This is a genomic window from Bacillus sp. BACIII (genome assembly GCF_057836745.1).
This window is the reverse complement of the sequence record NZ_CM174437.1, coordinates 2,593,602-2,606,907: the sequence shown is the minus strand read 5'-3', so window position 1 is coordinate 2,606,907 and position 13,306 is coordinate 2,593,602. Positions and strand designations below refer to the sequence as shown.

At 50.2% G+C, this 13,306-nt stretch carries 12 protein-coding genes; 10 read left to right on the top strand and 2 right to left on the bottom strand.

Annotated features, from left to right (window positions below; translation table 11 throughout):
- Positions 1–90: 90 nt before the first annotated feature.
- The 10 genes from gerKA to ACXN9U_RS12665 all read left to right on the top strand — a co-directional run bounded on the left by gerKA (position 91) and on the right by ACXN9U_RS12665 (position 10,878).
- Positions 91–1,731 (top strand): spore germination protein GerKA, encoded by a 1,641-nt coding sequence (gene gerKA / locus ACXN9U_RS12710; RefSeq protein ID WP_489201737.1) that lies wholly within the window; start codon positions 91–93, stop codon positions 1,729–1,731.
- Positions 1,718–2,944, top strand: coding sequence for a Ger(x)C family spore germination protein (locus ACXN9U_RS12705; RefSeq protein ID WP_489201735.1), 1,227 nt, complete (start codon positions 1,718–1,720; stop codon positions 2,942–2,944). The genes gerKA and ACXN9U_RS12705 overlap by 14 nt, the downstream gene beginning before the upstream one ends.
- A gap of 24 nt (positions 2,945–2,968) precedes the next feature.
- On the top strand, positions 2,969–4,087 hold the full coding sequence (gene gerKB / locus ACXN9U_RS12700) for an endospore germination permease GerKB (RefSeq protein ID WP_489201734.1): 1,119 nt from the start codon (positions 2,969–2,971) through the stop codon (positions 4,085–4,087).
- Between the two features lie 171 nt (positions 4,088–4,258).
- Positions 4,259–5,581 carry an LLM class flavin-dependent oxidoreductase gene (locus tag ACXN9U_RS12695; protein ID WP_489201733.1) on the top strand — a complete coding sequence of 441 codons (1,323 nt, stop codon included), beginning with the start codon at positions 4,259–4,261 and terminating at the stop codon, positions 5,579–5,581.
- A 13-nt stretch (positions 5,582–5,594) separates the two neighbouring features.
- Positions 5,595–6,086 (top strand): GNAT family N-acetyltransferase, encoded by a 492-nt coding sequence (locus ACXN9U_RS12690; protein ID WP_016937272.1) that lies wholly within the window; start codon positions 5,595–5,597, stop codon positions 6,084–6,086.
- A gap of 28 nt (positions 6,087–6,114) precedes the next feature.
- Positions 6,115–6,906, top strand: a complete 792-nt coding sequence (locus tag ACXN9U_RS12685; RefSeq protein ID WP_060963615.1) for an amino acid ABC transporter substrate-binding protein — start codon at positions 6,115–6,117, stop codon at positions 6,904–6,906.
- Between the two features lie 22 nt (positions 6,907–6,928).
- Positions 6,929–7,603, top strand: coding sequence for an amino acid ABC transporter permease (locus ACXN9U_RS12680; protein WP_489201732.1), 675 nt, complete (start codon positions 6,929–6,931; stop codon positions 7,601–7,603).
- A 13-nt stretch (positions 7,604–7,616) separates the two neighbouring features.
- Positions 7,617–8,366: an amino acid ABC transporter ATP-binding protein gene (locus tag ACXN9U_RS12675; protein ID WP_060963614.1), complete on the top strand. Its 750-nt coding sequence runs from the start codon at positions 7,617–7,619 to the stop codon at positions 8,364–8,366.
- A gap of 17 nt (positions 8,367–8,383) precedes the next feature.
- Positions 8,384–9,535 carry a M20 peptidase aminoacylase family protein gene (locus ACXN9U_RS12670; protein ID WP_489201731.1) on the top strand — a complete coding sequence of 384 codons (1,152 nt, stop codon included), beginning with the start codon at positions 8,384–8,386 and terminating at the stop codon, positions 9,533–9,535.
- Complete coding sequence (locus ACXN9U_RS12665; protein ID WP_060963612.1) at positions 9,532–10,878, top strand: MmgE/PrpD family protein; 1,347 nt, start codon at positions 9,532–9,534, stop codon at positions 10,876–10,878. Before ACXN9U_RS12670 ends, ACXN9U_RS12665 begins: the two co-directional genes overlap by 4 nt.
- A gap of 103 nt (positions 10,879–10,981) precedes the next feature.
- Here ACXN9U_RS12665 and ACXN9U_RS12660 read toward each other — a convergent pair whose 3' ends face one another.
- Positions 10,982–11,665, bottom strand: a complete 684-nt coding sequence (locus ACXN9U_RS12660) for an ABC transporter ATP-binding protein (RefSeq protein ID WP_060963611.1) — start codon at positions 11,663–11,665, stop codon at positions 10,982–10,984.
- A 14-nt stretch (positions 11,666–11,679) separates the two neighbouring features.
- On the bottom strand, positions 11,680–13,122 hold the full coding sequence (locus tag ACXN9U_RS12655) for an ABC transporter permease (RefSeq protein ID WP_489201730.1): 1,443 nt from the start codon (positions 13,120–13,122) through the stop codon (positions 11,680–11,682).
- Positions 13,123–13,306 lie beyond the last annotated feature (184 nt).

The following is a 13,306-nucleotide window of genomic DNA, read 5'->3' as shown; positions in this document are numbered from 1 at the left end:
TTACGCAAAACTTATACAGACTATCCGCCGTGCATAATCTTTTGCTGTACAGGAAGAATATGAAAAAAACAAGGAAAGGTTTTTTGCGATATGCCGCCATTTTTTAAGCAGAAGAAACGAAAAAAAGACGATCAAAAGAACGGTGACAATGAAGATAGAAAAGAAGCGGAAACCAAATCAGACAAAGAGCGGGAAGAGCCGATCTCCGCAAGCTTAAAGGATAATATGAAGAAGCTGTCTGAGAGATTCGGCAACAGTGCCGATGTCGTCATCCGCCGGTTGAAAATCGGAAAAGAAGAGCTTCCGGCTGCGATCGTGTATATCGCCGGTTTGGTAGACGAGCAGCTTGTCAGCCAATCCCTGCTGGAGGATTTAATTGATATCCCGTCCGTTCAGCCGGAACAGGCGGTCTGCCTGATATATGAAAAAACGCTTGCGATCGGCGGAGTAAAAGAGGAAGAGAAATGGAAAAGCCTTTATGCCGGGCTGGTGGCGGGCAGCACGCTCATTTTTGTCGACGGAGCTGACAAGGCGCTGATCGCCAGCACGGAAGGGGGAGAGCAGCGGTCCATTGAAGAACCGAGCACTCAGGTGTCCTTCCGCGGACCGCGGCAGGGATTCACTGAATCTCTGCAAACCAATATTTCCATGATCCGCAGGTATGTAAAAAATCCTGATGTATGGGTGGAAAAAATGGAGATCGGGCACGAAACGAATACGGATGTCGCGCTGATGTATATTAACGGAATCTGCGAAAAAAAGCTGATTAAGGAAGTCCGCAGACGGCTCAAGCACATTGATATCGACAGCATTCTGGAATCCGGCTACATTGAACAGCTTATTGAAGACGCGCCGTTTTCCGTATTTCCCACTGTGTATCATACGGAACGGCCGGACGTTGTGGCGGGCAATCTGCTGGAGGGAAGATTTGCAATTATTGTGGACGGAACGCCGTTTGTTCTTATCGCGCCGGCCTTATTCATTCAATTTTTTCAATCGGTTGAGGATTATTATTCCCGATTTGATATCGCTACGAGCATCCGGCTGCTTCGGGTTTTGATTTTCTTCATTTCGCTGGTGGCGCCGGGGATTTACGTGGCGGCGACGACCTTTCATCAAGAAATGATTCCGACGCAGCTGCTGATCGTCATCGCGGCCCAGCGGGAGACCGTGCCGTTTCCGGCCGTAATTGAAGCGCTGACGATGGAAGTGGCCTTCGAGATTCTCAGGGAAGCGGGTGTCCGTCTTCCGAGAGTGGTCGGCTCCGCCGTTTCCATAGTCGGAGCGCTTGTCATCGGCCAGGCCGCCGTACAGGCCGGCATCGTCTCCCCGGCCATGGTGATCGTCGTCGCGCTGACGGCGATTGCCAGTTTTGCGACTCCGGCTTTTGACATGGCGATATCTGCGCGCCTGATCCGGTTTGTCTTTATTCTGACCGCGGCCGTCATGGGATTTTACGGGCTGATTCTGGGCATTATCATGATGTTTGTCCATCTGTGCGGACTGCGTTCGTTCGGTTTTCCGTATATGGCCCCGCTCGCACCTTTGACCCCGGGCGGGCTGAAGGATTCCATTTTCCGCGCTCCGTTATGGGCGGATGAAAAAAGGCCGGGGCTGCTCGTGCAGAAAAACAACAGGCGCCAAGGAGAACATCAAAGACCGAAACCGGAGACATCCAGAGGAATGGTTAATAAAGATGTAGAAGAGGGCGGCGGCAATGAAAAGACGTAAATGGATACTCCTCCTTTGTACGATGGTTTCTCTTATGTTTGTATCAGGATGCTGGGATAAAAGGGAGCTGACCGATTTGGCCGTAATCTCCGCCATCGGTATTGACCGTACCGAATCGGGAAAATACGTCCTTCACTTTCAGATTATCAACCCGGGAAACGTAGCCGGCGGCCTGCAGGGCGGCGGAGCGGGAGACCGGCCGCCGGTTTCCGTCTATTCCGTGTCCGGAGACAATATGACGGAAGCTTTGAGAAAAGCCTCGATGAAGGTGTCCAGAAGGCTCTATTTTGCGCATACGAATCTTGTGGTGTTCAGTGAAAGGCTCGCGAAACAGGAAGGACTCAATTTTATTCTGGACAACCTTGACCGTGATACCGAATTCAGGACGACCGCAACCGCGGTTATTGCGCATAATTGCAAGGCTGAAGACATTATTAAAGTGCTGACGCCGATTGATAAAATCCCTTCCAATAAAGTGAACAAGACGCTCAGCTTCACACAGGAACAATACGGCAGAGTCGTGAAAACAAGCCTTCAGGACGTTCTGATTGATCTCGCTTCTCCGACCGGGTCGCCGTTTATTCCGGGTTATGAAATGCACGGAGACGATAAAGCCGGCCCTACGATGGAAAATACGCAGACGACTGAACCGAAAGCGGTGCTGTCAGCGGACGGACTGGCGGTGTTCAAAAAGGACGGGAGACTGGACTACTGGATCGAGGATGATGACAGTGTCGGCGCTGTATGGCTGCTGAACAAAATCAAGCATACGTTTATCAATGCGGATTGGAAGAACGTGAAGCATGCCATCAGTCTGCAGGTCACCCGCCAGAATACAAAGGTGACGGCCACTTTTCCGAACGGAAAACCGCATATTCACGTTCATGCTGAGGTCGAAGGGCTTGTGGACGCTGTCAGATACCCTTTCCATCTGTCTGATCCGAAAGTGATCATGGTCATGCAAAAGGCGCTCAGCACGCAGCTTGATAGAGATATCACCAAATCAATTGAAGGTATTAAAGCCCATAAGAATGATTTCGTCGGGTTCGGAGACCTGATCTATCGAAAACATCCGGACAAATGGAAAAAGCTCGAAGGGAAGTGGGATGAAGAAATTTTCCCCAACATCCCCGTGGACGTAAAAACGGAAGTCATTATCAGAAGAACGGGCTTGCGGAATAACCCTCTCTCAGACAAGCTTGAGCACGATTGATTTGAGGAGAAAGGAGCGAAGCGTATGGAAAATGCGAAAATCGGCACACGCCAGCTGTTTGTTATGATCATTTTGTTTGAATTGGGCAGTTCGTTATTGATCCCGCCGGGCACGATGGCCGGGCGGGATGCATGGCTGTCCGTGCTTCTCGGGTGCGTTACCGGTCTCGGACTTTTCTACGTATATCAGGCGCTGTATCAATATTTTCCTGAGTCCTCTCCGAGAGATTACATGACCGAACTGATCGGCAGGCATCTGAGCTGGGCGGTCTCTCTTCTTTATATTCTCTATTTTGCTTATATCGCCGCCCGCATATTGAGGGATTTTGGCGAAATGCTTGTCACCTTCGCATATCAGGACACGCCCCTTCTAATTGTGAATGGCATGCTGATGCTTGCCGCGATATTTGCGGTCAGAAAGGGAATTGAAGTCATAGCGAGAGCCGGCGAGCTGCTGTTTAGCATTATGTATTTCCTGACGGCCATCGGGCTGATCCTCATTATCAGCTCCGGCACGATAAACCTGAGATTTCTCCAGCCTGTTTTAGCGGACGGGATGGGGCCGGTCATTTATTCCGTATTTAAACAGACCATGTTCATCCCGTTCGGTGAATTAATCGTGTTTGTCATGATATTCCCCTGCTTAAAAGATCGGAAAAAGGTGAAGAAAACAGGATTTCTGGCGATTATCATCAGCGGTCTGTTTTTGGCGATGTCAGTGGCAATTAATATTTGTGTGCTTGATGTCAACTTAATGCTCCGCTCTCAATTCCCGCTGCTGAGCACCATACAGACGATTAAAGTGGAAGAGTTTTTAGACCGGCTGGATGTCTTTTTCATGCTCGTGCTCGTCATCGGCGGTTTTTTCAAAGTCAGCCTTTTTACATATGCGGTTGTCGTGGGCGTGTCCACGCTGTTTAAAGAAAAAAATCCGTCCCAGCTGGCCTTCCCGGTCGGATTGGGGGTGCTGATTCTCTCCATCAGCATCGCAAGCAATTTTTCGGAACATATGAATGAAGGCTTAAACATTGTCCCGATCTATATTCATCTTCCGTTTCAAGTGCTGTTCCCCGTCTTGCTGCTTATCATTGCCAACATCAAGAAAAAAGTCAAAGGGAGCGTCTATTCAGTTTCGAAGAAATAACCCGGCCGGTGCGCCGGGTTATTTTTAAAATCATGATTTTTTTCTTAATGCATTGACAAACTTGCCCGACAATTGTACATTTTGATTTATTCTTATAAATTTAATAGGAAATATAGGTTTAATGGTGTTAATATATTCCGCACCGTATTTCATTATAGAAGGAGATCCGTCATGACAAAGAAAAAAGAAATCAAACTCGGTGTGTTTCTCGCAGGCACCGGCCATCATGTCGCCTCTTGGAGACATCCTGAGGCGCCGGCGGACGCGAGCATGAATTTGGATTATTTCAAAGAACTGGCGAAAACAGCAGAGCGGGGGAAATTAGACATGCTGTTTTTGGCGGACAGTTTATCAATAGACAGCAAATCGCATCCGAATGTGCTGACGCGCTTTGAGCCGTTTACCCTGCTGTCGGCGCTCGCTCAGGTCACATCCCGCATCGGTCTGACGGCGACCGCGTCTACCACATACAGCGAACCGTTCCATATCGCGAGACAATTTGCATCGCTGGATCATCTTTCCAACGGCCGCGCGGGCTGGAATGTCGTCACATCATCAATTGAATCGACCGCGCTTAATTTCAGCGGTGAAACGCATCTTGAGCACCATCTCAGATATCAGCGCGCGGAAGAATTCGTGGAAGTCGTCAAAGGATTATGGGATTCGTGGGAGGAAGACGCCTTTATCCGCGACAAAGAGTCAGGGGCATTTTTCGAAAAAGACAAAATGCATGAATTGAATCATAAAGGAACCTATTTTTCCGTGAGAGGGCCGTTGAATGTCGCCCGCACACCGCAAGGCCGCCCGGTCATTATTCAGGCTGGCTCATCAGGAGACGGAAAGGCGCTGGCAGCCAAAACGGCAGAGGTCATTTTTACCGCGCAAAATCATCTGGAATCCGCGCAGGAATTCTATCAATCTATTAAAGAACAAGCGGCTTCTTACGGCCGTGATCCTGAAAAAATCGCGATCATGCCGGGGATTTTTCCCGTTATCGCCGATACCGAAGAAGAAGCGCGGGCCAAATATGAAGAGCTTCAAGACCTCATCATCCCGTCTGTCGGCCTGAACATTCTGCAAAACTATCTGGGCGGCGTCGATCTTTCCGCTTACCCGCTTGACGGCCCGCTGCCTGAATTGGATGCGGAAGCGTCAAATGCCGTTAAAAGCCGGTTCAAGCTCGTTCAGGAGATGGCCAAACGCGATAACATGACCATCCGCGAATTGTACAAATATGTGGCGGGTTCAAGAGGCCATCATATCTTTGTCGGAACGCCTGAACAGCTTGCCGATAAGATGGAGGAATGGGTTGAAAACCAAGCTTGTGACGGCTTCAACATCATGCCTCCGCTTTTGCCTGAAGGTCTCACTCTTTTTGTAGACAAAGTGATTCCGATTTTACAAGAGCGGGGCGTGTTCAGAAAAGAGTATGAAGGAACGACGCTGAGAGAACATTTCGGACTGGAAAAACCGGCAAACCGATATGCCGATTAAAGGAGGGCTCATCATGTCAAAACGATACCGGCTCGCAACGGAAGCGGACGCTGATGAACTGCTTTCACTGACACTGAGGGCATATGAACCGATCCGTAAGCTCGGCATCAACTTTGCCGCGGCAACGGCGGACAAAGAGCTCGTTTTGAATAATATACAAAAAAACGCCTGTTACGTTTTGGAGGAAGACGGACGCATAGTGGCGACGATTTCTCTGCGGATGCCGTGGGGGCCGAATCCCGGTCCGTACGGTGTCCCTCATATTTGGTGGTTCGCCGTCGACCCTGAAACCGGAAAAAAAGGGACTGGCTCAGACATGCTGGAGTGGCTGGAGAATACAGTGCTCCGCGATACACTAAAAGCGCCCTTCGTATCATTGGGCACAGCGGACAAGCATCCGTGGCTGATCGGCATGTACGAGCGGAAAGGCTACGTCCGCGCAGGCGAAAAGGATTTAGGAAAAGGGCACATCACCATCTATTTAAAAAAACAATTGCACGATTAACATATGAATAGGAAAAGGCGGGATTTCAATGAAGAAGAAAACATGGGCTTTGCTGCTCTCTGCCGCTCTTCTGGCGGTCTTATCAGCATGCGGAAACGGTAAAGAAAGCGAAGGCGGCGCTAACGTGCTGCATGTCGGCGCCACGGGGCAAAGCTATCCGTTCGCATATAAAGAAAACGGCAAGCTGACCGGCTTTGACGTGGATGTCATGGAAGCCGTTGCGAAAAAAATCAACATGAAACTGGACTGGAAGCTGCTTGAATTCAGCGGCCTGATGGGAGAGCTCCAGACCGGCAAACTCGACACCATCTCAAACCAGGTCGCTGTCACGGACGAACGCAAGAAAACGTATAACTTCACAGAACCGTATTCGTATGCGGGCACTCAAATCGTCGTCAAAGACGATAACAAAGACATCAAATCAGTCAATGATCTAAAAGGAAAAACAGTGGCGGCCGTTCTTGGCTCAAACCACGCGAAAAACCTTGAGAGCAAGGACCCGGATAAAAAAATCAACATTAAAACGTATGAAACACAAGAAGGCACGCTGAAAGACGTGGCTTACGGGCGCGTTGACGCTTACGTAAACAGCCGCAGCGTCCTGATCGCCCAAATCAAAAAGACCGGCCTGCCTCTGAAATTAGCAGGAGATCCGATTGTCTATGAAAAAGTCGCCTTCCCGTTTGCGAAGGATGCGGCTCACGATAAAATCCGCAAAAAAGTAGACAAAGCCATTGAAGAACTGCGGAAAGACGGCACGCTGAAAAAGCTGTCTGAAAAGTACTTTAAAGAAGATATCACAACGGAAGCAAAGCATTAAGAAACGGCGGTGAAAATCGAGAATGAACAGCATTGATTGGGGATTTATGTTTTCAGCTTTTCCCGCGTTAATCGAAGCCCTGCCGATCACATTACTAATGGCCGTCGCGGCCATGGTATTTGCCGTGATCGGCGGCCTTATATTAGCGCTTATCACAAAAAATCGTGTTCCTGTGCTTCACCAGCTGTCAAAGGTGTATATTTCATTTTTCCGGGGCGTGCCGACGCTCGTCCAGCTTTTCTTAATTTATTACGGCCTGCCTCAGCTTTTCCCCGGAATGAGCAAGATGACGGCGTTAACGGCGGCGATTATCGGGTTAAGCCTGAAGAATGCCGCCTACTTGGCTGAAATTTTCCGCGCCGCGCTCAACTCAGTCGATGAAGGGCAGCTTGAAGCCTGCCTGTCCGTCGGAATGACAAAATCACAGGCGTACAGACGGATCATTTTCCCGCAGGCAGTCAGAAACGCGCTTCCCGCAACGGGAAATACGTTTATCGGCCTGTTAAAAGAAACATCGCTCGCCTTTACATTAGGAGTGATGGAAATGTTCGCCCAAGGAAAAATGTACGCATCAGGCAACCTCAAATATTTTGAGACGTATTTAGCCGTTGCGATCATGTACTGGATTCTTACGATTATTTACAGCGTGCTGCAGGATCTGCTCGAACGGGCGATCAGCAAGCCTTATCGCACATAGGAGGAGGCTCAGGATGATACAAGTCAGACATATTCGAAAAGCATTTAAAGACCTTACCGTACTTGACGGGATCGATCTTGAGATCAAAAGCGGCGAAGTCACGGCCATCATCGGTCCGTCCGGCTCGGGAAAATCAACGCTCCTCCGCTGCCTGAATCTGCTGGAGCGCCCGGATGACGGCATCATTGAAATCGGTGATGCCAAGCTGAATGCAGTGTCCTATTCGCGCAAAGACGTACACAAGCTTCGCCAGCAGACGGCGATGGTGTTTCAGAATTACAATCTTTTCAAAAACAAAACCGCACTGCAAAACGTGACAGAAGCGCTGATCACCGCGCAAAAGAAACCGAAAAAAGAAGCGGAACAGATCGGGATGGATCTGCTGCGGCAAGTCGGTTTAGAGCAAAAAGCGGACAGCTACCCGATTACGATGTCAGGCGGGCAGCAGCAGCGGATCGGCATTGCGCGTGCTTTGGCCGTTGACCCTCACGCGATTTTACTGGATGAACCGACTTCGGCCCTTGACCCTGAGCTTGTAACCGGGGTGCTTCAAGTCATCAAATCAATTGCCGAAAAACAGACAACCATGGTCATCGTCACGCATGAGATGGCTTTTGCGCGTGAAGTGGCCGACCAGGTCATTTTTATGGCGGACGGACGCATCATCGAGCAGGGAACACCGGAAGAGCTGTTTGACAATCCGCAGAACGAACGGACGAAAAAATTTATAAAGCAAGTGGGAGAGCCTGCTGAGCTTGTATAGGAAGGGACGAAGAAGAAATGGCAAGAGAAACGTATGAATCATTAAACAAACGTTTAATCAATATCCGCCGCGACCTTCATGAACACCCTGAGCTGTCAGGCGAGGAATACGAAACGACGAATAAAATCCGCCGCTGGCTGGAGGAAGAGGGGATCACGGTTCTTGATGTTCCGAAACTTCAAACCGGAGTGATCGCCGAAATCAAAGGAGACAAAAGCGGCCCGGTCATCGCCGTCAGAGCGGACATTGACGCATTGCCGATCGAAGAGAAAACAAACCTTCCGTTTGCTTCGCGAAACAGCGGCGTCATGCATGCCTGCGGCCACGACTTCCATACGGCATCTATTCTCGGCACGGCTTTCTTATTAAATGAGAGAAAGCACGAGCTGAAAGGAACGGTGCGGTTTATTTTTCAGCCCGCGGAAGAAATCGCCGCCGGAGCGAGACAGGTCATTGAAGCCGGCGCGCTTGACGGTGTATCGGCAATATTCGGCATGCATAACAAACCCGACCTCCCCGTCGGCACGGTCGGCCTGAAAGAAGGCCCGCTGATGGCGAGTGTGGACCGCTTTGAAATCACTGTTAAAGGAAAAGGCGGCCACGCCGGAATCCCTGATAACAGCATTGATCCGATTCAGGCGGCAGGGCAGATCATCGGCGGCCTGCAATCAGTTGTCAGCAGAAATATCAGCTCGCTTCACAATGCCGTCGTCAGCATCACAAGAGTTCAAGGCGGCAGCTCTTGGAATGTCATCCCGGACCATGTTGAAATGGAAGGCACCGTCCGGACGTTTCAAAAAGAAGCGCGTGACGCTGTTCCGAAACATATGAAGCGGGTTGCCGAAGGAATCGCGGCCGGATTCGGGGCAGAAGCCGAATTCCGCTGGTATCCTTACCTTCCGTCAGTGATGAACGACGCCCGTTTCATCCATGCGGCGGAACAGACGGCTGAAGATCTCGGGCTTCAAACGGTTCGGGCAGAACAGTCTCCCGGCGGGGAAGACTTCGCGTTATATCAAGAAAAAATCCCTGGCTTCTTCGTCTGGATGGGAACAAACGGAACGGAAGAATGGCACCATCCCGCCTTCACACTCGACGAAAAAGCGCTCCCGAAAGCGGCTGAGTTTTTCGCCCGGTTGGCCGTCAATGTATTGGAGCAGACGGAATGAATACGGAACATCTGACGGCCGGGCTTGCTCAGGCCGTCATGTCGTCTGTACCGGAAACATCCGCCGAAGCGATGAAAGAAGCGCGCAAAGGCCTGCTTGATTTTACAGCGGCAGCCTTTGCGGGGAGGCGGGATAAAGGCATTGAGAAGCTGATTAAACTGGCCGAAGAAGAAGGCGGGGCGCCGACAGCTCCGCTTATCGGCAGAAATCAAAAAACAACGCCGTCCCAATCCGCGCTGATTAACGGATTCATTGCCCATGCGCTTGATTTTGACGATGTTCATTCTGATGTAAGAGGACATCCGAGCGCGGTCATCCTTCCGGCTCTGATCGCAGCGGCATCATCCGGCCATATAGACGAAAGTCGTTTTCTCGGTGCTTACGTGACAGGCATCGAAGTGATGGCGCGGCTCGGTGAGTCAGCGGGAAGACACCATTACGAGAAAGGCTGGCACAATACGGGAACGTTAGGCGCGATTGCGGCGGCCTGCGCCGTCGGTTTCGCGGAGAACCTCAATCAAAACGAATTGCAAAAAGCGATCGGCTTTGCGGCCGCCCGTTCCGGAGGCATGCGGGTGCAGTTCGGGACAGAAATGAAGCCGCTTCATGCCGGACTGGCCGCTCAAGCCGGGTTGTTCGCCGTAAAGCTTGCGAAGGCCGGTTTTGGCGGGTCGGATCATGCGCTTGACGGGGAGAAAGGCTTCTTCGGACTGTACGGCGATCTTGAACGGGCAGAAACCCTGCTTTTAAACGGGTGGGGAAAACCTTGGCGGATTGTGAGCCCGGGGCTTTGGTTTAAGGTTTATCCGTTTTGTTCGGCAGCCCATCACGCGGCGGACGCCATTCTCAAGCTGAAGGCTGAGCACGGTCTCACTTTCGGCCAAATGGAACGGACCGACGTTATTTATCCGCCGGGCGGGGATGCCGCATTGACAGAACGGCGTCCGAAAACAGGCGAAGCGGGCCGCTTCAGTGTGGAATATGTGATTGCCCTGGCTCTGCACGGTAAAGATTTTTCAGCAAAACACTTTACCTCCGAGCCGATTCCGGAATCCCTTCAAAAGGGGTTTGCGAGGATTCACCGAAGCTATGATGATCAAATTCAGCCGGCTGACAACGCCGTTCCGAAGGGCCGTTTTACAATTGTACGGGTCACGGCTTCCGGCAATCATGTCTATGAAACACGTATCGACTGTCCGAAGGGAGCGCCGGGAAACGGTCTTTCTGAAAAAGACATTGAAGACAAACTCCGGCTCGCTTTGCCGGGGGAAGAGGAAAAGGCGGAAGAATTGATTAAAGCAGCCGGTCAATCAAATATTGAACGCTATTTACAGCTGATATAAATAAAAAAAGCGAGGGGATGCAGCCCTCGCTTTTTTTACGTTCACTTCTATTGAATAGGGGGATATAGGGTGCGCCCCTGTCTGCGCTGGCAGGGGCGCGGTATCAGGAAACGGCCGTGCCATTTGCTTTTACCGTAAAACATCCTCTTGATAAGCGGATGTTGATATCCGAAACTTTGGCGATTTGTTCGTCGTGCGTGACCATGATGACGCATTTGCCGCCTTTATGCGCCAGGTCCTGAAAGAGCCGGACGATTTCCTTTGACGTATCCTCGTCGAGATTTCCCGTCGGCTCGTCCGCGCAAATCAAATCCGTGTCACAGCAGAAAGCCCGCGCAATCGAAACCCGCTGCTGCTGCCCTCCGCTTAATGTCAGCACCCGCTGTCGGGCCTGCTGTTCCGTGATGCCGACCCTTTCCAGCATGCTGAGCGCGAACGCATCTTTGTTTTTCTCCTTAGAACCGGTAATCTCCATCGCCGTTGTGACGTTCTGGAGCGCCGTCATATACGGGATCAGATTATAAGATTGAAAGACGATAGAAACATATTGATTTCTGAATTTGGTTAATCCGATTTTGGAGATGTCTTCTCCGTTATAAAGGATGCTTCCCTCTTTAGGTGTATCAAGGCCGCCCGCCAGAGACAGAAACGTGGTTTTTCCCGTTCCGGAGGCGCCGGCAATTGTATAAAACTTCTCTTTTTCAAAGCTGATCGTTATATTCTGAAACAGCGGCTGTGTTTTGTCTTTGTACCAATAGCCGGCCTGCTGAAAGGTTAATAGGCTCATTATGCTGCCTCCTCTTATTCCTGCTTGGTCAGAATGGTTTTAGGATGAAGCCGCATGACTGATACAGACGGCAGTAGTGTGGCGATGACGGCAATCGCGATGCCGATTCCGCCAAGAATCAGAAGATCATTCAGCGAGACGTTTACCTGCATCGTACTGATGACGTCCGCGCTGGATGAATGCTGGCCGAACATGCCGCCTCTGTGCGACATTTCTCCGCCGCCCCAGCCGCCTGCTGATTGCTGCTGTGAATCATCGGCTGAGCTGATCTGCTGGGAAAGAAGCTGGTTTCCGAGCTGATTCGCCACAAGGCTGCCTGCTGCGGATGCGATGCCGATGGCAATGACAGCGACAGCCAGAATTTCCGTTAAAAATTGTCCGATGAGCTTCCAGCGCTTTTCACCGATCGCCATTAAGACACCCATTTCATATTTGCGTTCCCTGATCGACATCATCACGATTAATCCGAGAATGACCGCGCCCGCGATGGATACCAGATACACCACGCTTTTAGAAAACGATGCGACATTTTCAATCGGGCCGACCATTTGCTGATACACCTGATCGTTCGCCGTCAGCGTGTAGGTGTTATAATCTATGGATGTTTTTTTCGCAGCCGTAACGAATGAGTCAATATATTTGGCATCATCCATGTAATAAACGGCTGAACTGATGTTGTTTTGGTTATCAGATCCTTTTAACGCCGCCGCGGCGGTGTAAGGTGTATAGATTTTATTGTCAGGATTTAAGAACGAAAAATGCTGTGCCTGATCGTCTCCTGATGATGTTGTTTTATAGATTCCCACAATTTTAAGCTTCGTTTTCACCGAATCATCTGTCGCTGAAGAAACCGTGATGGAGCCGCCGACCTTCAGCTTGTTTTGATCTGCCAGCGTTTCATTGATCACGGCGACTTTTGCGTCCGCATCTGTTTTTGTGATATTGCGTCCGTCAGTGATTTTTGAGCCACCGCTCGTGAAGTCGTCAAGCAATGCCGCAGAGAGCACGCCCTCGATCGAAATGTCCGCTGAAATCATCTGTCTTCCGCCGCCGCCTTGAAAACGGCTGCCGCCGGAATTATTATTGGCTGACTCGTCTGAGCTTTCAATCGCCTCAAAGCTTTCTGCATTTGCTGACGCTGTCGTGAGAAAGTTGTAATTTTTAACGTGCTGTAAGGATGTAAGCTTCTTGGCATCCGAGACGGAAATAGGCGTTGACTCAAACGACCTCTTTTCACCGTCTTTTTGCTGCTGCGCCATTTGCTTTTGGCGGTCAGCCTGGAGTGTGACGCTTCCGCCGAGCTGCTGCCTTGCCAGTTCGCTTGATTTCTTTGCCGCAGTTTGGATCGTAAGACCGGACAGGACAAAAATGCAAATCACTGAAAACACAACCAGCTGCAAAAATGTTTTTCCCTTTTTTGCCTTCATGCTCCAAAAGGCTCTTTTTATAAAGTTCATGTCGGTTCCTCCGTGTGGGTGTCAGATCTTGTAAAAACGGACTTCTTTAGCACCGGTCATCCGATATGTATATAGTAGGAGAAATGTATGAAAAAAATATGAACAAACTATTTCCGGGTGATGAAATAAAAACTAACAATTGTGAAACGCGAAAATATCCGGGTAAAATGGTGCTATTATAAGT

Bases quoted from the DNA above. Each gene is read 5' to 3' on its own strand.
- gerKA (WP_489201737.1), top strand. From the start codon at position 91: ATGCCGCCATTTTTTAAGCAGAAGAAACGAAAAAAAGACGATCAAAAG.
- ACXN9U_RS12705 (WP_489201735.1), top strand. From the start codon at position 1,718: ATGAAAAGACGTAAATGGATACTCCTCCTTTGTACGATGGTTTCTCTT.
- gerKB (WP_489201734.1), top strand. From the start codon at position 2,969: ATGGAAAATGCGAAAATCGGCACACGCCAGCTGTTTGTTATGATCATT.
- ACXN9U_RS12695 (WP_489201733.1), top strand. From the start codon at position 4,259: ATGACAAAGAAAAAAGAAATCAAACTCGGTGTGTTTCTCGCAGGCACC.
- ACXN9U_RS12690 (WP_016937272.1), top strand. From the start codon at position 5,595: ATGTCAAAACGATACCGGCTCGCAACGGAAGCGGACGCTGATGAACTG.
- ACXN9U_RS12685 (WP_060963615.1), top strand. From the start codon at position 6,115: ATGAAGAAGAAAACATGGGCTTTGCTGCTCTCTGCCGCTCTTCTGGCG.
- ACXN9U_RS12680 (WP_489201732.1), top strand. From the start codon at position 6,929: ATGAACAGCATTGATTGGGGATTTATGTTTTCAGCTTTTCCCGCGTTA.
- ACXN9U_RS12675 (WP_060963614.1), top strand. From the start codon at position 7,617: ATGATACAAGTCAGACATATTCGAAAAGCATTTAAAGACCTTACCGTA.
- ACXN9U_RS12670 (WP_489201731.1), top strand. From the start codon at position 8,384: ATGGCAAGAGAAACGTATGAATCATTAAACAAACGTTTAATCAATATC.
- ACXN9U_RS12665 (WP_060963612.1), top strand. From the start codon at position 9,532: ATGAATACGGAACATCTGACGGCCGGGCTTGCTCAGGCCGTCATGTCG.
- ACXN9U_RS12660 (WP_060963611.1), bottom strand. From the start codon at position 11,665: ATGAGCCTATTAACCTTTCAGCAGGCCGGCTATTGGTACAAAGACAAA.
- ACXN9U_RS12655 (WP_489201730.1), bottom strand. From the start codon at position 13,122: ATGAACTTTATAAAAAGAGCCTTTTGGAGCATGAAGGCAAAAAAGGGA.